Raw genomic sequence first — 19,413 nt, forward strand, 5'->3', positions numbered from 1 at the left:
GCCCCGCCCGCCGCCCGGCCGGGAACGGGCGTCCGGGAACCGTGATTGTCGGTGGCGGTCAGTAGGGTGGTGTGCATGGCAGACCCCAGCAGCTATCGACCCAAGCCGGGACAGATCCCCGACTCGCCGGGGGTCTATAAGTTCCGCGACGAGCACGGCCGGGTCATCTACGTCGGCAAGGCCAAGAGCCTGCGCCAGCGGCTGGCCAACTACTTCCAGGACCTGGCCGGCCTCCATCCGCGTACCCGCACGATGGTCACCACCGCCGCCTCCGTGGAGTGGACCGTCGTCACCACCGAGGTCGAGGCACTCCAGCTCGAATACACCTGGATCAAGGAGTTCGACCCCCGCTTCAACGTCAAGTACCGCGACGACAAGAGCTATCCGTATCTCGCGGTGACCCTCAACGAGGAGTTCCCGCGCGTCCAGGTCATGCGCGGCGCCAAGAAGAAGGGCGTGCGCTACTTCGGTCCGTACGGCCACGCCTGGGCCATCCGCGAGACCGTCGACCTGATGCTCCGCGTCTTCCCCGTACGGACGTGCTCCGCCGGTGTCTTCAAGCGCTCCGCCCAGATCGGCCGCCCCTGCCTGCTCGGCTACATCGGCAAGTGCTCGGCCCCCTGCGTCGGCCGGATCTCCGCCGGGGAACACCATGAACTCGCCGAGGAGTTCTGCGACTTCATGGCCGGCCGCACCGGCGCCTACATCCGCCGCCTGGAGCGTCAGATGCAGGAAGCGGCAGAGGAGATGGAGTACGAGCGCGCCGCCCGGCTGCGTGACGACATAGGGGCGCTCCGGCGGGCCATGGAGAAGAGCGCCGTGGTGCTCGCCGACGCCACCGACGCCGATCTGATCGCGGTCGCCGAGGACGAGCTGGAAGCCGCCGTCCAGATCTTCCATGTCCGCGGCGGCCGGGTGCGCGGCCAGCGCGGCTGGGTCACCGACAAGGTCGAGGCGGTCACCACCGGCGATCTCGTCGAGCACGCCCTCCAGCAGCTGTACGGCGAGGAGCAGGGCGACGCCGTCCCCAAGGAGGTCCTGGTCCCGGCGCTCCCCGAGCCCGTCGAGCCGGTCGCCGAATGGCTCTCCGGGCGCCGCGGCGCGCAGGTCTCGCTGCGCATCCCGCAGCGGGGCGACAAGAAGGACCTGATGGCCACGGTCGCCCGCAACGCCCAGCAGGCCCTGGCGCTGCACAAGACCAAGCGCGCCTCCGACCTGACCACCCGCTCGCGCGCCCTGGAGGAGATCGCCGAGGCCCTCGGCCTGGATTCGGTGCCGCTGCGTATCGAGTGCTTCGACATCTCCCACCTCCAGGGCGATGACGTCGTCGCCTCGATGGTGGTGTTCGAGGACGGTCTCGCCCGGAAGAGCGAATACCGCCGCTTCCAGATCAAGACCTTCCAGGGCCAGGACGATGTCCGGTCCATGCACGAGGTCATCGGCCGCCGCTTCAAGCGCTATCTCCAGGAGAAGCAGAAGGCCGGCGAGTGGACGGAGGAGCCGGCCGGCGACGCCCGCGTCGACGACAACGGCGCCACGGCCGCCACCGTCTCCGCGGGCCCGGACGACCCGGAGCCGGACCCGATGGCCGGCCGCCCGACCGACGAGGACGGCCGCCCCAAGCGCTTCGCCTACCCGCCCCAGCTCGTGGTCGTCGACGGCGGCGCCCCGCAGGTCGCGGCCGCCCGCCGGGCCCTGGACGAGCTCGGCATCGACGATGTCGCGGTCTGCGGCCTGGCCAAGCGCCTCGAAGAGGTCTGGCTGCCCGAGGACGACGACCCGGTGGTGCTGCCGCGCAGCAGCGAGGGCCTCTACCTCCTCCAGCGCGTCCGCGACGAGGCACACCGCTTCGCGATCACCTACCAGCGCAGCAAGCGCGGCAAGCGGCTGAAGTCCTCGCCGCTCGACACCGTCGCCGGGCTCGGCGACACCCGCCGCCAGGCACTGCTCAAGCACTTCGGCTCGTTGAAGAAGCTGCGGGCCGCGACCGTCGACGAGATCTGCGAGGTCCCGGGCGTCGGCCGCAAGACCGCGGAGACGGTCGCCGCCGCGCTGGCCGGGGCGGCACCGTCCGCCCCCGCGGTGAACACCGCCACAGGAGAGATCATTGAGGATGACGGGGCCCCACCGGCCGCGTTGTCAGCAGAACGGGGGCAGGACCGATGAGCACACCGCACGAATCGCAGGAAACCGAGAGAGACGGTGCACAGGTGAGTACGGGCACGACCGACAAGGGCGAGAGCGCCGCGATCCCCGAGTTGGTGATCATCTCCGGGATGTCCGGCGCCGGCCGCAGCACGGCCGCGAAGTGCCTGGAGGACCTCGGCTGGTTCGTGGTCGACAACATCCCGCCCGAGCTGATCGCCCCGATGGTCGAGCTGGGCGCCCGCTCGCAGGGCAATGTCGCCCGGATCGCGGTCGTCGTCGACGTCCGCGGCCGCCGCTTCTTCGCCAACCTCAAGGAATCGCTGGCCACCCTCGACGCGCAGAACGTCAAGCGCCGCATCGTCTTCCTGGAGTCCTCCGACGAGGCCCTGGTGCGCCGCTTCGAATCGGTGCGCCGCCCGCATCCCCTCCAGGGCGACGGCCGGATCGTCGACGGCATCGCCGCCGAACGCGATCTGCTGCGCGAGCTGCGCGGCGACGCCGACCTGGTCATCGACACCTCCAGCCTCAACGTCCACGAACTCCGCGCCAAGATGGACGCCCAGTTCGCCGGCGAGGAGGTCCCCGAGCTGCGCGCCACGGTCATGTCCTTCGGCTTCAAGTACGGCCTGCCGGTCGACGCCGACATGGTCATCGACTGCCGCTTCATCCCCAACCCGCACTGGGTCCCCGAGCTGCGCCCCTTCACCGGTCTCAACGACGAGGTCTCCAACTACGTCTTCAGCCAGCCCGGCTCCAAGGAGTTCCTGGACGGCTACGCCGAGCTGCTGCGGATCGTCGCCGAGGGCTACCGCCGTGAGGGCAAGCGCTATGTGACCATCGCCGTGGGCTGCACGGGTGGTAAGCACCGCAGCGTCGCGATGTCCGAGAAGCTCGCCCACCGCCTGGTGTCCGAAGGAGTGGAAACCGTCGTCGTCCACCGGGACATGGGGCGCGAGTGACCGGGCGTACACCGCGGCTGCGCCGGGTCCGCCGATTCGTTCCCAGCGGCCGTATGACGAAGGGTGCCACCCCCAAGGTGGTGGCACTGGGCGGCGGTATGGGCCTGTCCGCCTCGCTGACCGCGCTGCGCCGTATCACCGGTGACCTGACCGCCGTCGTCACGGTCGCCGACGACGGCGGCTCCAGCGGCCGGCTCCGCGACGAGCTCGGCGTGCTGCCGCCCGGCGATCTGCGCAAGGCGCTGGCCGCGCTGTGCGGCGACGACGACTGGGGCCAGACCTGGTCCCGGGTGATCCAGCACCGCTTCGAGAGCGAGGGCGAGCTGCATGACCACGCGGTCGGCAATCTGCTGATCGTCGCCCTGTGGGAGCAGCTCGGCGATCATGTCCAGGCACTCGACCTGGTCGGCAAGCTGCTCGGCGCGCATGGCAGGGTGCTGCCCATGTCGGCGGTGCCCCTGGAACTCCAGGCCCAGGTCAGGGGCCATGACCAGGACCGGCCGGACGAGATCACGACGGTCCGCGGTCAGGCCACCGTCGCGCTCACCCGCGGCGAGGTGCAGTCCGTCCATGTGGTCCCCGAGGACCCGCCGGCCGTCCCCGAGGCGGCCTGTGCGGTGCGCGACGCCGACTGGGTGGTGCTCGGCCCCGGCTCCTGGTTCTCCTCCGTGATCCCGCATCTGCTGGTGCCGGAGCTGCGCGAGGCGCTGGAGGAGACCAAGGCCCGAAAGGTCCTTTCGCTCAACCTTGCGCCCCAACCGGGCGAAACCGATGGCTTCTCCCCGCAGCGTCATTTGGAGGTTTTGGCCCGACACGCCCCTAAACTCGCCTTCGACGTGGTGCTGGCCGACAAGGCCGCCGTGCCCGACATCGAAGGTCTGACGGTTGCCGCCAAGCAGCTGGTCGGCAGCGAGGTCGAGCTGGCGGCGGTCGCCGCACAAGGAGACGACGCCCGGTCGAACGCCGGGGGAGCCCCCGACCGGCATGACCCGGAGCTGCTGGCAGCCGCGTACGACCGTATTTTTCGGATGCATGGAAGGATCGGCCCATGGCGATGACGGCAGCGGTGAAGGATGAAATCTCCCGGCTCCCCGTCACCCGGACCTGCTGCCGGAAGTCGGAGGTCTCGTCGATCCTGCGGTTCGCGGGCGGTCTGCACCTGGTCAGCGGACGCATCGTGATCGAGGCGGAGCTGGACACGGGCATCGCCGCCCGCCGGCTGCGCAAGGACATCCTGGAGATCTTCGGGCACAGCTCCGACCTGGTGGTGATGGCCCCCGGCGGCCTGCGCCGCGGCAGCCGCTATGTCGTACGGGTCGTGGCCGGCGGCGATCAGCTGGCGCGTCAGACCGGCCTGGTGGACGGCCGCGGCCGCCCCATCCGCGGGCTTCCCCCACAGGTGGTCTCCGGCGCGACCTGCGACGCCGAGGCGGCCTGGCGCGGCGCCTTCCTGGCCCACGGCTCACTGACCGAGCCGGGCCGCTCCTCGTCCCTGGAGGTCACCTGCCCCGGGCCCGAGGCGGCGCTCGCACTGGTCGGCGCCGCGCGCAGGCTCGGTATCGGTGCCAAGGCCCGTGAGGTGCGCGGCGTGGACCGGGTCGTCGTCCGTGACGGTGACGCGATCGGTGCCCTGCTGACGCGGCTCGGCGCCCATGAGTCGGTGCTCGCGTGGGAGGAGCGGCGGATGCGCCGCGAGGTCCGCGCCACCGCCAACCGCCTCGCCAACTTCGACGACGCCAACCTCCGCCGCTCGGCGCGCGCCGCGGTCGCCGCGGGCGCCCGGGTCCAGCGGGCCCTGGAGATCCTGGGCGAGGAGGTCCCCGAGCACCTCGCGGCGGCCGGCCGGCTGCGGATGGAGCACAAGCAGGCCTCGCTGGAGGAGCTGGGCGCCCTCGCCGACCCGCCGCTGACCAAGGACGCGGTCGCCGGCCGGATCCGCCGGCTGCTGGCGATGGCCGACAAGCGCGCCCAGGACCTGGGCATTCCCGGCACCGAGTCCAACCTCACCGAGGAACTCGCCGAGGGCATGGTCGGCTGACGACCGGTGCCTCGCACCCCACCGGGCATCCCCTCGCACCCCACCGGGCACCCCCTCGCGCCCCCGGCGTCACTTCCGAAACGGTGCCGTCGGGGGAGGCGCGGGAGGGCGCGCACAAGGGCCGTTCAAACCGCTCGTTTGAGGGGCCGGGAGCGCTTCTGGGCTCGCTCGTTTGAGGGCCCAGGAGCCCTTCTGTAGCTGCTCGTTTGAGGGTACGAAGGCCCGTTTGTCAATGTCACGTACGTCTCTTATTGGGGGTAGGGTCGGAGGCGGTCGGGGACAGCCCATACAGCTCGCCGGTACCCCATCGGCGCACCTAACGAGGAGATCGGTTCGTGACGATCCGCGTAGGCATCAACGGATTCGGCCGCATTGGTCGCAACTACTTCCGCGCGCTCCTGGAGCAGGGCGCGGACATCGAGATCGTCGGTGTCAACGACCTGACCGACAACGCCACCCTGGTTCACCTGCTGAAGTACGACACCATCCTGGGTCGCCTCAAGCAGGACGTCAGCCACACCGACGACACCATCACGGTCGGCAACCAGACCTTCAAGACGATGGCTGAGCGCGACCCGGCGAACCTCCCCTGGGGCGAGCTCGGCGCCGACATCGTCATCGAGTCGACCGGCATCTTCACCAAGAAGGCCGACGCCGAGAAGCACATCCAGGCCGGTGCCAAGAAGGTCCTGATCTCCGCGCCCGCCAAGGACGAGGACATCACGATCGTGATGGGCGTCAACAACGACAAGTACGACGCGGCCAAGCACCACGTCATCTCCAACGCCTCCTGCACCACCAACTGTGTGGCGCCGATGGCGAAGGTTCTCGACGAGAACTTCGGCATCGTCAAGGGCCTGATGACCACGGTCCACGCGTACACCAACGACCAGCGCATCCTGGACTTCCCGCACAGCGACCTGCGCCGCGCCCGCGCCGCCGCGGAGAACATCATCCCGACCTCGACCGGTGCCGCCAAGGCCACCGCCCTGGTCCTCCCGCAGCTCAAGGGCAAGCTGGACGGCATCGCCATGCGCGTCCCGGTCCCCACCGGCTCGGTCACCGACCTGGTCCTGGAGCTCGACCGCGAGGTCAGCAAGGACGAGATCAACGCCGCCTTCCAGAAGGCCGCCGAGGGCCAGCTCAAGGGCATCCTGGAGTACACCGAGGACCCGATCGTCTCCTCGGACATCGTGAACTTCCCGGCCTCGTGTACCTTCGACTCCTCGCTGACCATGTCCCAGGGCAAGCAGGTCAAGGTCGTCGGCTGGTATGACAATGAGTGGGGCTACTCCAACCGCCTGGTGGACCTGACCACCTTCGTCGGCGGCCAGCTCTGATCGCTGGTTGACGCCCGAGGCACCGAGATGTGAGGACGGGGCTCGTATGACGCGAAGAAGCGTCGTACGGGCCCCGTCCCATGGCCGAGCTACGCAAACACGGAGTCACTTCTCATGAAGACGATCGACGACCTCCAGGTCGCCGGACAGCGCGTTTTTGTCCGCGCTGATCTCAACGTGCCGCTGGACGGCACCGCCATCACCGATGACGGCCGGATCCGTGCCGTCGCCCCGACGATCGCCAAGCTCGTCGAGCGCGGCGCCAAGGTGATCGTCGCCTCGCACCTGGGCCGTCCCAAGGGCGCGCCGGACCCGGCCTTCTCGCTGGCCCCGGCGGCCGCGCGGCTGGGTGACATCCTCGGGCAGGACGTGGCGTTCGCCACCGACACGGTCGGCGAGTCCGCCCGGTCCGTGGTCGCGGGCCTGGCCGACGGCCAGGTGGCCGTGCTGGAGAACCTCCGCTTCAACGCGGGCGAGACCAGCAAGGACGATGCCGAGCGCGGCGCTTTCGCCGACCAGCTCGCCGCCCTCGCGGACCTGTACGTGGGCGACGGCTTCGGCGCGGTGCACCGCAAGCACGCCTCCGTCTTCGATCTGCCCCAGCGTCTTCCGCACGCCGCCGGTGACCTGATCGCCGCCGAGGTCGCCGTCCTGAAGAAGCTCACCGAGGACGTCAAGCGCCCCTACGTCGTCGCGCTGGGCGGCGCCAAGGTCTCCGACAAGCTGGCCGTCATCGACCAGCTGATCGAGAAGGCCGACCGCATCCTGGTCGGCGGCGGGATGGCGTACACCTTCCTCAAGGCCAAGGGCCACGAGGTGGGCATCTCGCTGCTCCAGGAGGACCAGGTCCCGGCCTGCCTGGAGTACCTGGCGCGGGCCGAGAAGCGCGGCGTGGAGTTCGTGCTCCCCGTCGACGTTCTGGTCTCCGCCGAATTCCCGGACCTGAAGACCAAGGCCCCGGCGAACCCCGGGACCGTCGCCGCGGACGCCATCCCGGCCGACAAGGAGGGCCTGGACATCGGCCCGAAGACCCGCGAGCTCTACGCCGCGAAGGTCGCCGACGCGGGCACCGTTTTCTGGAACGGCCCGATGGGTGTCTTCGAGCACCCCGACTACGCCGGCGGCACCAAGGCCGTCGCCCAGGCGCTGCTGGACTCGCCCGCCTTCACCGTCGTCGGTGGCGGTGATTCGGCCGCCGCCGTGCGTCTGCTGGGCTTCGACGAGACTGCATTCGGCCACATTTCGACCGGCGGTGGCGCCAGCCTCGAATACCTCGAAGGCAAGACGCTCCCCGGCCTCGCCGCTCTGGAGGACTGAACAACGTGACTGACCGTACCCCGCTGATGGCGGGCAACTGGAAGATGAACCTCAACCACCTCGAGGCCATCGCCCACGTCCAGAAGCTCGCCTTCGCCCTTGCCGACAAGGACTTCGACGCCGTAGAGGTCGCGGTCCTGCCGCCCTTCACCGATCTGCGGTCGGTGCAGACGCTGGTCGACGGCGACAAGCTCAAGATCAAGTACGGCGCCCAGGATCTCTCCGCGCACGACTCCGGTGCCTACACCGGTGAGATCTCCGGCGCGATGCTCGCCAAGCTCAAGTGCGCGTACGTGGCCATCGGCCACAGTGAGCGCCGCCAGTACCACGGTGAGAACGAAGAGATCTGCAACGCCAAGGTCAAGGCCGCTTTCAGGCACGGCATCACCCCGATCCTGTGCGTCGGTGAGGGCCTGGACGTCCGCAAGGCCGGCAACCAGGTCGCGCACACCCTCGCCCAGGTCGACGGCGGTCTGGCCGATGTCCCGGCCGAGCAGGCCGAGACCATCGTGATCGCCTACGAGCCGGTGTGGGCCATCGGCACCGGCGAGGTCGCCACCCCCGAGGACGCGCAGGAGGTCTGCGGTGCGATCCGCGGCCGCCTCGCCGAGCTCTACAGCCAGGAGCTGGCCGACAAGGTCCGCATCCAGTACGGCGGCTCGGTCAAGTCCGGCAATGTCGCGGCGATCATGGCGCAGCCCGATGTGGACGGCGCGCTGATCGGCGGCGCGGCACTCGACGCGGACGAGTTTGTGAAGATCGTCCGTTTCCGCGACCAGTAGCAGCTATGACGAGGGGGAGCCCTCGTCGTACCCTGTCGGGGCCGGGACCGGTGCAGCAGCACCGCCCCCGGCCCCGCACTATTTGTTCCGTATATCGTGATCCATACGTCCGTCCGTCAGTCCTAGAGAGTTGGTCCAGCCGTGGTCATCGGGTTCTCGATCGCCCTCATCGTCTTCAGCCTGCTGCTGATGATGCTGGTGCTCATGCACAAGGGGAAGGGCGGCGGTCTGTCCGACATGTTCGGTGGCGGCATGCAGTCCTCGGTCGGTGGCTCCTCGGTCGCCGAGCGCAACCTCGACCGCATCACCATCGTGGTGGGTCTGCTGTGGTTCGCCTGCATTGTCGCGCTCGGCATCCTGATGAAGCTCAGCAACTGACGAGGCGTCGGAAGGGCGGCCTATCATGAGGGTGGCGTCCTCGGACGGGTAACTCCAGCCACTGGACGCGCGTTGGGCCTTACGTAGACTGGGGCGTTCCGCAGCGCAGCTGCTGCGAGAGGCTGTGCAGCACCATTACGCAGGGAGTTACGACCGTGGCAAGTGGCAACGCGATCCGAGGAAGTCGGGTCGGGGCGGGGCCGATGGGGGAGGCCGAGCGCGGCGAGTCCGCGCCGCGCACCCGCATCTCCTTCTGGTGCTCCAACGGGCACGAGACGCAGCCCAGCTTCGCCGGCGATGCGCAGGTTCCGGACACCTGGGACTGCCCGCGCTGTGGTTTCCCGGCAGGCAAGGACCGGGAAAGCCCGCCGGACCCGCCGCGCACCGAGCCGTACAAGACCCACCTCGCCTACGTCCGTGAGCGTCGCAGTGACGCCGACGGTGAGGCGATCCTCGCGGAGGCGCTCGCCAAGCTCCGCGGCGAGATCTGACGGACCAGCACATTTCTCGGCCGGCCCGGCCGGAGGGACACACACCCCCTCCGGCCGGGCCGGCCGCGTGTAGGCGCCCTCGCGGGCCGTACCCGCTCCGTGTCCGGCCGCGGGCCGCATCTGAGGCAGCGGATGGGGAAGTCGCCCGAGGGCCACTGTCAGTGGTCGCCCGTACCGTTTTCCGTACACGGACGATGCGGACGATGCGGACGGGGGCGGCATGGCGGGCAGTGGAACGGGCGCGGAGACGGACCGCGTGGCAGATGCGGGCGTGCTCGTCCGGCGCGGCGGCTTCGGCCGGCTGTGGGGCGCCGCCGCCGTCTCCCGCTTCGGTGACGCGCTGCGCGGCACGGCGCTCCCGCTGCTCGCCTACGCCCTGACCGATTCACCGCTGCTGATCTCGCTCGTCACCGCCTGCGGCTTCCTTCCCTGGCTGTTCTTCGGACTGCTGGGCGGCGCGGTCGCCGACCGGGTGGACCAGCGGCGGGCGATGTGGGCGGTCGATGTGCTGCGCGGGGTGCTGATGGCGGGCTTCGCGCTGGCAGTGGTGCTCGACCGGGTGGGCATCGGGCTGCTGCTCGCGCTGGCCTTCGCGCTCACCACCCTCCAGACACTGTTCGACAACGCCGCCACGGCCCTGCTGCCCGCGGTGGTGCCCGAGGAGGCGCTGGCTGCCGCCAACGCCCGGCTGATGACCGGTCAGGAGCTGGCCGGCCGGTTCGTCGGCGGTCCGCTGGCCCCGGTGCTCATCGGGCTCGGCGCCGCACTCCCGTTCCTGGCCGACGCGGCCACCTACTTCGTCGCGGCCGCCCTCGTCGCCTCCTTGCGCACCCGCCCTCCGGACCGGCCGCCGGCCACCTCCGGGCGCACCGTCCGGCGCGAAATCGGCGAAGGCATACGGCAGTTGTGGCGTGACCGGGTGCTGCGCGCGTTCTGTGTGTCGGTGGCGCTGGGCAATGTCGGCATCGGGGCGCTGATCGCGACCCTGGTGGTGGTCGTCAAGGGCTGGCTGGGTGCCGGGGACTTCGGGTATGCCGTGGTGACCACCGGCTACGGCATCGGCATGGTGGTGGGCGGGCTCCTCGCGGACCGGACGATCGCCGTGGCCGGCGGCAAGGGCCGCACCCTGCTGGTCGCCGGAGTGCTCCAGGCCGTGACCCTGGTGGGCTTCGGGACGCTGCGCACGGTCTGGCTCGCGGCCGTGCTCCTGGGCCTGTTCGGCTTCGCCGGCATGGTGTGGAACGTTGTCGAGACCACGGTCGTGCAGCAGCGCAGCCCGGCCGGGATGCTCGGCAGGATCAGCTCCGCCTTCCGTACGGTCTCCGTCGCCGGGACACCGCTCGGCGCGCTGTGCGGCGGTGCGGCCGCCACGGCATACGGCCCCAACGCCCCCGCGCTGCTGGCCGCCGCCCTGCTGGCGCTGGGCGCCGCCGCGTTGATACCTGTTCTTCAGACAGCCGACGGCGCCTCGTCGGACAGCGGACAGATACCTCGTACCGCGCGCTGATCAATTAGGTTGGGAGTTGGCGGGGCCGGTACGAGAAAAGAAGGCTGATGTCGGAGATGAACGCAGAAGGCCGCAGCAGGCTCGACCAGATGCCTGAGTGGACCGCGCTGGGCAAGCACCGGGAGCAGTTGGCGGAGGTGCATCTGCGCGAGCTGTTCGAGCGGGATCCCGCGCGCGCCGAGCGCTACACCCTCCAGGTCGGCGATCTGCACCTGGACTACTCCAAGCACCTGGTCACCGACGAGACGCTGGGGCTGCTGCGCGAGCTGGCCGCGGCGACAGGTGTGGCCGAGCTGCGGGACGCGATGTTCCGCGGCGAGAAGATCAACATCACCGAGCGGCGCTCCGTGCTGCACACCGCGCTGCGCGCGCCCGGCTCGGCGGTCATCATGAGCGACGGTGAGAACGTCGTCCCCGGCGTGCAGCACGTCCTGACGAGGATGGGCATCTTCAGCGACCGGGTCCGCTCCGGCGACTGGAAGGGCCACACCGGCAAGCGCATCAAAACCGTCGTCAACATCGGGATCGGCGGCTCGGACCTGGGCCCGGCGATGGCGTACGAGGCGCTGCGCGCCTACACCCACCGGGACATGCAGTTCCGCTTCGTCTCCAATGTGGACGGCGCCGATCTGCACGAGGCGGTCCGCGATCTGGACCCGGCCGAGACGCTGTTCATCATCGCCTCGAAGACCTTCACCACCATCGAGACGATCACCAATGCCACCTCGGCCCGTGAGTGGCTGCTGGCCGGCCTGGGCGCCGACGGTGGAGAGGCCGTCGCCAAGCACTTCGTGGCGCTGTCGACCAATGCCGAGAAGGTGGCGGAGTTCGGCATCGACACGGACAACATGTTCGAGTTCTGGGACTGGGTCGGCGGCCGTTACTCCTTCGACTCCGCGATCGGCCTGTCGCTGATGGTCGCGATCGGCCCGGAGCGCTTCCGCGAGATGCTGGCCGGCTTCCACCTCGTCGACGAGCACTTCCGCACCGCCCCGCCGGAAGAGAACGCCCCGCTGCTGCTGGGGCTGCTCGGCATCTGGTACGGCAACTTCTGGGACGCCCAGTCGCATGCCGTGCTGCCCTACAGCCACTACCTCTCCAAGTTCACCGCCTATCTGCAGCAGCTGGACATGGAGTCCAACGGCAAGTCCGTGGACCGCCAGGGCAACCGCGTCGGCTGGCAGACGGGGCCCGTCGTCTGGGGTACGCCCGGGACGAACGGCCAGCACGCCTACTACCAGCTCCTGCACCAGGGCACGAAGATGATCCCGGCCGACCTCATCGGCTTCGCCGAGCCGGTCGCCGATCTGCAGCCGGGTCTGGTCGCCCAGCACGACCTGCTGATGGCCAATCTCTTCGCCCAGGGCCAGGCGCTGGCCTTCGGCAAGACGCCGGACGAGGTGCGCGCCGAGGGCGTGGCCGAGGAACTGGTGCCCCACAAGACGTTCCCGGGCAACCGCCCCACCACCACGATCCTGGCCGGGGAGCTCAGCCCGTCCGTGCTGGGCCAGTTGATCGCGCTCTACGAGCACAAGGTGTTCGTCCAGGGCGCGGTGTGGAACATCGACTCCTTCGACCAGTGGGGCGTGGAGCTGGGCAAGGTCCTCGCCAAGCGCGTCGAACCGGCCCTGACCGAGGGCGCCGAGGTGCCGGGCCTCGACGCCTCCACCGCCGGTCTGGTCGCCAAGTACCGGGAGCTGCACGGGCGTTGATCCCCGCGGTCGCCGCAGGACCGTCCCGCTGACGCCGTAGGCCCCGCACCCTCCAGGGCGCGGGGCCTACGGCACTGCTGCGGTGACGGACTCAGGCCGAAGCCGGCGGGTAGAGGCCGCGCGGCAGTTGGGACGCCGCCGCCTCGTCCAGCAGCCACAGGGTCCGGCTGCGGCCCCGTGCGCCGGCCGCCGGCGCCTGCACCTCACCGGCACCGGAGAGGGCGATGGCCGCGGCATTGGCCTTGTCCTCGCCGGCCGCCAGCAGCCAGACCTCCCGTGCCGCGCGAATCGCGGGCAGGGTCAGCGAGATACGGGTCGGCGGCGGCTTCGGCGCGCCGTGCACCCCGACCACCGTCCGCTCCTTCTCATAGACGGCCGGCAGCTCCGGGAAGAGCGAGGCGACATGGGTGTCCGGGCCGACGCCCAGCAGCAGGACGTCGAAGGACGGCACCGGGCCGTGGTCCTCGGGGCCCGCGGCGGCGGCGAGTTCGATCGCGTACGCCTCGGCGGCGGCATCGGCGTCATGGCCGTACGGTCCGTCCGCCGGGGGCATGGGGTGCACCCGGGCCGGGTTCAGCGGAACACTGTCCAGCAGCACCTCGCGGGCCTGGGTGTGGTTGCGCTCCGGATCGCCGTCCGGTGCGAACCGCTCGTCGCCCCACCACAGATCGAGCCGGGACCAGTCCACCGCGTCCCGGGCGGGCGCCTCGGCGAGGGCCGCGAGCAGCCCGTTGCCGTTGCGCCCGCCGGTCAGGACCACGGAGGCGGAGCCACGGGCGGCCTGGGCGTCCACGATCTTCGTGATCAGCCGGGCCGCCGCGGCCTTGGCCATCAGCTCCTTGTCGCGGTGGACGACAACCTGCGGAGCACTCACTTGGCGGCCGCCTTCTTCGCGGCCTTCTTCGCCGCGGGCTTGGCCGCACTGCTCTCGGCCGCCGCCTTCTCCTCGGCGGCCGGCAGCTCGCCGTTGCCGTGACCGAGCCGGTCCACGCCGAACTTCAGCGCACTGGCGTAGATCTCGTCCGGGTCGAGCCGGCGCAGCTCCTCGGCGAGCAGCTCGGAGGTGTCCCGCCGCTTGAGCGCCACCGCACGGTCGGGCTGGCCGCGCATCGAGAGCGTGGCCAGCGAACCGTCCGGGCGGTCCAGGACGATCGCGCCGCTGCTGGACTCCATCCGCACGGCCGTCAGACCGGGGCCGCCGGACACCTTGCGGGTGACCGGGACGTCCAGCCGGTCGGCCAGCCACATGGCGAGCAGCTCGCAGCTGGGGTTGAACTCCTCGCCCTCCACCTCGGCCGAGGTGACCGTGCACGGGGCCTGGTCGAGCGCCGCCGCCAGCATGGAGCGCCACGGCGTGATCCGGGTCCAGGACAGGTCCGTGTCGCCGGGCGTGTACGTCTCCGCGCGGGTGGACAGCTCATGGATGGGCTGCTCGGCGGCGTAGGCATCGGTGACCCGGCGCTGGGCCAGCGCGCCGAGCGGATCCTGGGCCGGGGCCGCCGGGGCGTTCACCGCCCACCAGACCACGACCGGGGCGTCGGGCAGCAGCAGCGGCAGCACCACGGACTGGGCGTGGTCGATGACGTCGCCGTACAGCCGCAATATGACCGTCTCGCCGGTGCCGGCGTCCGTGCCGACCCGCACCTCGGCGTCGAGGCGGGCCTTGGCGCGGTCGCGCGGCGAGCGGCTGACCCGCTTGATGACCACGAGGGTGCGCGAGGGGTGCTCACGGGACGCGTCGTTTGCCGCCTTCAGCGCGTCATAGGCGTTCTCCTCGTCGGTGACGATGACGAGGGTGAGCACCATGCCGATGGCAGGGGTGCCCACGGCGCGGCGGCCCTGGACCAACGCCTTGTTGATCTTGCTGGACGTGGTTTCCGTCAGATCGATCTTCATGGGCGACGCCAGCTCCGTCCGTCTCGTGCGAGCATTTCGTCCGCCTCGGTGGGGCCCCAGGTGCCCGCCGGGTACTGCGCGGGCTTGCCGTGCCTGTCCCAGTACTCCTCGATCGGGTCGAGGATCCGCCAGGACTGCTCCACCTCCTCCAGACGCGGGAAGAGGTTGGCGTCGCCGAGCAGCACATCGAGGATCAGCCGTTCATAGGCCTCCGGGCTGGACTCCGTGAAGGACTCGCCGTACGCGAAGTCCATCGACACGTCCCGCACCTCCATCGAGGTGCCCGGCACCTTGGAGCCGAACCTCACGGTCACGCCCTCGTCCGGCTGCACCCGGATGACCAGGGCGTTCTGCCCGAGTTCCTCGGTGGCGGTGTGGTCGAAGGGGGAGTGCGGGGCGCGCTGGAAGACCACCGCGATCTCGGTGACCCGGCGGCCCAGGCGCTTGCCGGTGCGCAGGTAGAAGGGGACGCCCGCCCAGCGGCGGTTGTCGATCGACAGCTTGACCGCGGCGTAGGTGTCGGTCTTCGACTTGGGGTCGATGCCGTCTTCCTGGAGGTAGCCGACGGCCTTCTCGCCGCCCTGCCAGCCCGCCGCGTACTGCGCGCGGACGGTCTCCTTGCCGAGGTCCTTGGGCAGCCGGACGGCGCCCAGCACCTTGGTCTTCTCCGCGACCAGCGCGTCCGCCTCGAAGGAGGCGGGCTCCTCCATCGCGGTCAGCGCGAGCAGCTGGAGGAGGTGGTTCTGGATGACGTCACGGGCGGCGCCGATGCCGTCGTAGTAGCCGGCCCGGCCGCCGATGCCGATGTCCTCGGCCATCGTGATCTGGACATGGTCGACATAGCTGCGGTTCCACAGCGGCTCGAACATCGTGTTGGCGAACCGCAGCGCCAGGATGTTCTGGACCGTCTCCTTGCCCAGGTAGTGGTCGATCCGGAAGACCTCGTGCGGCGGGAAGACCTCGTGCACGATCCGGTTGAGCTCCTGTGCGCTCTCCAGGTTGTGCCCGAAAGGCTTCTCGATGACCGCGCGGCGCCAGGAGTCCTCCTTCTGGTCGGCCAGCCCGTGCTTCTTCAGCTGCTGGACGACCTTGGGGAAGAACTTCGGCGGCACGGACAGGTAGAAGGCGAAGTTGCCGCCGGTGCCCTGCGCCTTGTCGAGCTCGTTTATCGTCTCCTTGAGCGTCTCGAAGGCCTCGTCGTCGTCGAAGTTGCCCTGGACGAAGCGGCAGCCCTGGACCAGCTGCTGCCAGACCTCCTCGCGGAACGGTGTACGGGAGTGTTCCTTGACCGCCGCGTACACCTCCTGCGCGAAGTCCTCGTGCTCCCACTCGCGACGGGCGAACCCGACGAGTGAGAAGCCCGGTGGGAGCAGCCCCCGGTTGGCGAGGTCGTAGACGGCGGGCATCAGCTTTTTACGGGACAAATCGCCCGTGACGCCAAAGATGACCAGGCCCGACGGCCCCGCGATACGCGGGAGCCGTCGGTCCAGGGCGTCACGGAGCGGGTTGGCTCCGTGTGAGTCAGTCAAGGGAGATCAGCCCTCCGAGGGAGCGAGGCGCTTGAGCTCCGCCTCCGTGGACTTGAGCAGGTCGTTCCAGGACGCCTCGAACTTCTCCACGCCCTCGTCCTCCAGGAGCTGCACGACGTCGTCGTACGAGATCCCGAGCTCGGCGATCGCGTCCAGGTCGGCCTTGGCCTGTGCGTACGTGCCGCGCACGGTGTCACCGGTGATGTCACCGTGGGCGCCGGTGGCCTCCAGGGTGGCCTCCGGCATGGTGTTGACCGTGCCCGGGGCGACCAGCTCGTCCACGTACAGGGTGTCCTTGTACGCGGGGTCCTTGACGCCGGTCGAGGCCCACAGCGGACGCTGCTTGTTGGCGCCGGCCTTGTCGAGGGCGGCCCAGCGCTCCGAGGAGAAGACCTCCTCGTACGCCTCGTAGGCGAGCCGGGCGTTGGCCAGCGCGGCCTTGCCCTTGAGGGCCTTGGCCTCGTCCGTGCCGAGCTTCTCCAGGCGCTTGTCGATCTCGGTGTCCACACGGGACACGAAGAACGACGCCACCGAACGGATCAGGGACAGGTCCAGGCCCGCGGCCTTGGCCTTCTCCAGGCCCGCCAGGTAGGCGTCCATGACCTCGCGGTAACGCTCCAGCGAGAAGATCAGCGTGACGTTGACGCTGATGCCCAGGCCGATGACCTCGGTGATCGCCGGCAGACCCGCCTTGGTGGCCGGGATCTTGATCAGCGTGTTCGGGCGGTCCACCAGCCATGCCAGCTGCTTGGCCTCGGCGATGGTCGGGGTGGTGTGGTGCGCCAGGCGCGGGTCGACCTCGATGGAGACCCGGCCGTCCTGGCCGCCGGTGGCGTCGAAGACCGGCCGCAGGATGTCGGCGGCGTCCCGGACGTCCGCCGTCGTGATCATGCGGATGGCTTCCTCGACGGTGACCTTACGGGCGGCGAGGTCGGCGACCTGCTGGTCGTAGCCGTGGCCGTCCGAGATCGCCTTCTGGAAGATCGACGGGTTGGTCGTGACGCCGACGACATGCTGCTGGTCGATCAGCTCGGCGAGGTTGCCGGACGTGATGCGCTGGCGCGACAGGTCGTCCAGCCAGATCGCGACGCCTTCGTCGGAGAGGCGCTTGAGTGCGTCTGTCATGGGTTCTGCATCTCCTACTTGTCGTGTACGGGCGTCAGCGCGCGGCGGCTTCGAGCGATTCCCGGGCGGCGCTGGCCACCGCGTCGGCGGTGAAGCCGAACTCGCGGAAGAGGACCTTGCCGTCGGCCGAGGCACCGAAGTGCTCCAGGGAGACGATGCGCCCGGCGTCACCGACGAAACGGTGCCAGGTCAGGCCGATGCCGGCTTCGACGGCGACCCGGGCCCGGACGGACGGGGGAAGCACGCTGTCGCGGTAGGCCTGGTCCTGCTGGTCGAACCACTCGACCGACGGCATCGACACCACGCGGGTGGGGATGCCCTCGGCCTGCAGCTGCTCCCGCGCCTCGACGGCGAGCTGCACCTCGGAACCGGTACCGATCAGCACGACCTGCGGCTCGGCGTCCTGCCCCTCGGGGCCGGCGGCGTCGAAGAGGACGTAACCGCCCTTGGCCGTGGCCTCGTTGGCGGGGTACGTCGGCACGCCCTGACGGGTCAGCGCGAGGCCGTGCGGGGCCCCCACGCCGTACTCCTTCGTGTAGCGCCGCAGGATCTCGCGCCAGGCGATCGCGGTCTCGTTGGCGTCGGCCGGGCGCACGATGTTGAGGCCCGGGATGGCGCGCAGCGAGGCGAGGTGCTCGATGGGCTGGTGGGTCGGGCCGTCCTCGCCCAGACCGATGGAGTCGTGCGTCCACACGTACGTCACCGGCAGGTGCATCAGCGCGGACAGCCGGACGGCGTTGCGCATGTAGTCGGAGAACACCAGGAAGGTGCCGCCGTAGATGCGGGTGTTGCCGTGCAGCGCGATGCCGTTCATCTCCGCGGCCATGGAGTGCTCGCGGATGCCGAAGTGGATCGTGCGGCCGTAAGGGTCGGCGCCCGGCAGCGGGTTGCCCTCGGGCAGGAACGACGAGGTCTTGTCGATCGTGGTGTTGTTCGAGCCCGCCAGGTCGGCGGAGCCGCCCCACAGCTCGGGGATGACCGCACCGAGCGCGTGCAGCACCTTGCCGGACGCGGCGCGGGTGGCCACGGCCTTGCCGGTCTCGAACGACGGGAGGTGGTCCTCCCAGCCCGCGGGCAGCTCGCCCGCCGCGATCCGGTCGAACTCCGCGGCACGCTCCGTGTTGGCGGCGCGCCAGTCGGCGAAGGACTTCTCCCACTCCTTCTTGGTGTCGCGGCCGCGGTCGAGGGCGGCGCGGGTGTGCGCGAGCACCTCGTCGGAGACCTCGAAGGACTTCTCCGGGTCGAAGCCCAGGACGCGCTTGGTGGCCGCGACCTCCTCGTCACCCAGCGCCGAGCCGTGCGCGGCCTCGGTGTTCTGGGCGTTCGGGGCGGGCCAGGCGATGATCGAGCGCATCGCGATGAACGACGGGCGCTCGGTCTCGGCCTTGGCGGCCTCGATGGCCCTGGCCAGGCCGGCCGGGTCCAGATCGCCGTTGGGCAGCTGCGCGACGCGCTGGACGTGCCAGCCGTAGGCCTCGTAGCGCTTGAGGGTGTCCTCGGAGACCGCGGTCTCGGTGTCGCCCTCAATAGAGATGTGGTTGTCGTCCCACAGCAGGACGAGGTTGCCGAGCTTCTGGTGGCCCGCCAGGGAGGACGCCTCGGCGGAGATGCCCTCCTGGAGGCAGCCGTCACCGGCGATGCAGAAGATGGTGTGGTCGAAGGGCGAGGTGCCCTGGGCCGCCTCGGGGTCGAACAGGCCGCGCTCGTAGCGCGACGCCATCGCCATGCCGACCGCGTTGGCGACACCCTGGCCCAGCGGACCCGTGGTGGTCTCCACGCCGGTGGTGTGGCCGTACTCGGGGTGGCCCGGGGTCTTCGAGCCCCAGGTGCGGAACGCCTTCAGGTCGTCCAGCTCCAGGCCGTAACCGGCGAGGTAGAGCTGGATGTAGAGGGTCAGGCTGGAGTGGCCCGCGGAGAGGACGAACCGGTCGCGGCCGGTCCAGTTCGCGTCCGCCGGGTCGTGCCGCATCAGCTTCTGGAAGAGAAGGTAGGCGGCCGGCGCCAGGCTCATGGCCGTACCGGGATGGCCGTTACCGACCTTCTGCACGGAATCCATGGCCAGGACACGGACGGTATCCACTGCCCGCTGATCCAGTTCGGTCCACTCGAGATCTGTGGTGGTCGGCTTGGTGCTCACCCTGAGTCAGGGCTCCTCTCCACATGTCGAATGCCGCGGACGGTATGTCCGCCA

The 19,413-nt window shown here is 70.1% G+C and carries 16 protein-coding genes; 11 read left to right on the forward strand and 5 right to left on the reverse strand.

Features of this window, described 5'->3' with window-relative positions; translation table 11 throughout:
• Positions 1–75 precede the first annotated feature (75 nt).
• The 11 genes from uvrC to pgi all read left to right on the forward strand — a co-directional run bounded on the left by uvrC (position 76) and on the right by pgi (position 12,672).
• On the forward strand, positions 76–2,166 hold the full coding sequence (gene uvrC, locus STRNI_RS31235) for an excinuclease ABC subunit UvrC (RefSeq protein ID WP_266448824.1): 2,091 nt from the start codon (positions 76–78) through the stop codon (positions 2,164–2,166).
• Positions 2,163–3,107, forward strand: coding sequence for an RNase adapter RapZ (gene rapZ, locus STRNI_RS31240; RefSeq protein WP_018091882.1), 945 nt, complete (start codon positions 2,163–2,165; stop codon positions 3,105–3,107). Before uvrC ends, rapZ begins: the two co-directional genes overlap by 4 nt.
• Positions 3,104–4,165 carry a gluconeogenesis factor YvcK family protein gene (locus STRNI_RS31245; RefSeq protein ID WP_018091881.1) on the forward strand — a complete coding sequence of 354 codons (1,062 nt, stop codon included), beginning with the start codon at positions 3,104–3,106 and terminating at the stop codon, positions 4,163–4,165. The genes rapZ and STRNI_RS31245 overlap by 4 nt, the downstream gene beginning before the upstream one ends.
• Positions 4,156–5,145, forward strand: coding sequence for a DNA-binding protein WhiA (gene whiA, locus STRNI_RS31250; protein WP_018091880.1), 990 nt, complete (start codon positions 4,156–4,158; stop codon positions 5,143–5,145). Before STRNI_RS31245 ends, whiA begins: the two co-directional genes overlap by 10 nt.
• Positions 5,146–5,480: 335 nt before the next feature.
• Positions 5,481–6,485: a type I glyceraldehyde-3-phosphate dehydrogenase gene (gene gap / locus STRNI_RS31255; RefSeq protein WP_018091879.1), complete on the forward strand. Its 1,005-nt coding sequence runs from the start codon at positions 5,481–5,483 to the stop codon at positions 6,483–6,485.
• A 114-nt stretch (positions 6,486–6,599) separates the two neighbouring features.
• Positions 6,600–7,802 carry a phosphoglycerate kinase gene (locus tag STRNI_RS31260; RefSeq protein WP_159490355.1) on the forward strand — a complete coding sequence of 401 codons (1,203 nt, stop codon included), beginning with the start codon at positions 6,600–6,602 and terminating at the stop codon, positions 7,800–7,802.
• 5 nt (positions 7,803–7,807) lie between these two features.
• Complete coding sequence (gene tpiA, locus STRNI_RS31265) at positions 7,808–8,584, forward strand: triose-phosphate isomerase (RefSeq protein ID WP_109888996.1); 777 nt, start codon at positions 7,808–7,810, stop codon at positions 8,582–8,584.
• Positions 8,585–8,725: 141 nt separating this feature from the next.
• Entirely contained in the window at positions 8,726–8,962 is a 237-nt protein-coding gene (gene secG, locus STRNI_RS31270) for a preprotein translocase subunit SecG (protein ID WP_018091876.1), read from the forward strand.
• A 155-nt stretch (positions 8,963–9,117) separates the two neighbouring features.
• Positions 9,118–9,453 (forward strand): RNA polymerase-binding protein RbpA, encoded by a 336-nt coding sequence (locus STRNI_RS31275; protein ID WP_078518748.1) that lies wholly within the window; start codon positions 9,118–9,120, stop codon positions 9,451–9,453.
• 256 nt (positions 9,454–9,709) lie between these two features.
• Positions 9,710–10,960, forward strand: a complete 1,251-nt coding sequence (locus tag STRNI_RS31280; RefSeq protein ID WP_277412425.1) for an MFS transporter — start codon at positions 9,710–9,712, stop codon at positions 10,958–10,960.
• Positions 10,961–11,016: 56 nt separating this feature from the next.
• Complete coding sequence (gene pgi / locus STRNI_RS31285) at positions 11,017–12,672, forward strand: glucose-6-phosphate isomerase (RefSeq protein WP_277413345.1); 1,656 nt, start codon at positions 11,017–11,019, stop codon at positions 12,670–12,672.
• Positions 12,673–12,763: 91 nt separating this feature from the next.
• On the opposite strand, the gene pgl is transcribed toward pgi, so the two are convergent.
• From pgl to tkt, 5 genes are read right to left on the reverse strand one after another with little or no spacing between them, the layout of a single operon-like run.
• Positions 12,764–13,546: a 6-phosphogluconolactonase gene (pgl, locus tag STRNI_RS31290; RefSeq protein WP_020397758.1), complete on the reverse strand. Its 783-nt coding sequence runs from the start codon at positions 13,544–13,546 to the stop codon at positions 12,764–12,766.
• A complete protein-coding gene (gene opcA, locus STRNI_RS31295) occupies positions 13,543–14,568 on the reverse strand; it encodes a glucose-6-phosphate dehydrogenase assembly protein OpcA (RefSeq protein WP_159490351.1) in 1,026 nt (341 codons plus the stop codon). The genes pgl and opcA overlap by 4 nt, the downstream gene beginning before the upstream one ends.
• Positions 14,565–16,097 (reverse strand): glucose-6-phosphate dehydrogenase, encoded by a 1,533-nt coding sequence (gene zwf, locus STRNI_RS31300; RefSeq protein WP_018091870.1) that lies wholly within the window; start codon positions 16,095–16,097, stop codon positions 14,565–14,567. Before zwf ends, opcA begins: the two co-directional genes overlap by 4 nt.
• Before the next feature lie 6 nt (positions 16,098–16,103).
• Entirely contained in the window at positions 16,104–17,222 is a 1,119-nt protein-coding gene (gene tal, locus STRNI_RS31305) for a transaldolase (RefSeq protein ID WP_018091869.1), read from the reverse strand.
• A gap of 34 nt (positions 17,223–17,256) precedes the next feature.
• On the reverse strand, positions 17,257–19,359 hold the full coding sequence (tkt, locus tag STRNI_RS31310; RefSeq protein WP_274734885.1) for a transketolase: 2,103 nt from the start codon (positions 19,357–19,359) through the stop codon (positions 17,257–17,259).
• Between the last annotated feature and the right edge of the window lie 54 nt (positions 19,360–19,413).

Source organism: Streptomyces nigrescens, assembly GCF_027626975.1.
GTDB classification, from domain to species: Bacteria; Actinomycetota; Actinomycetes; order Streptomycetales; family Streptomycetaceae; genus Streptomyces; species Streptomyces nigrescens.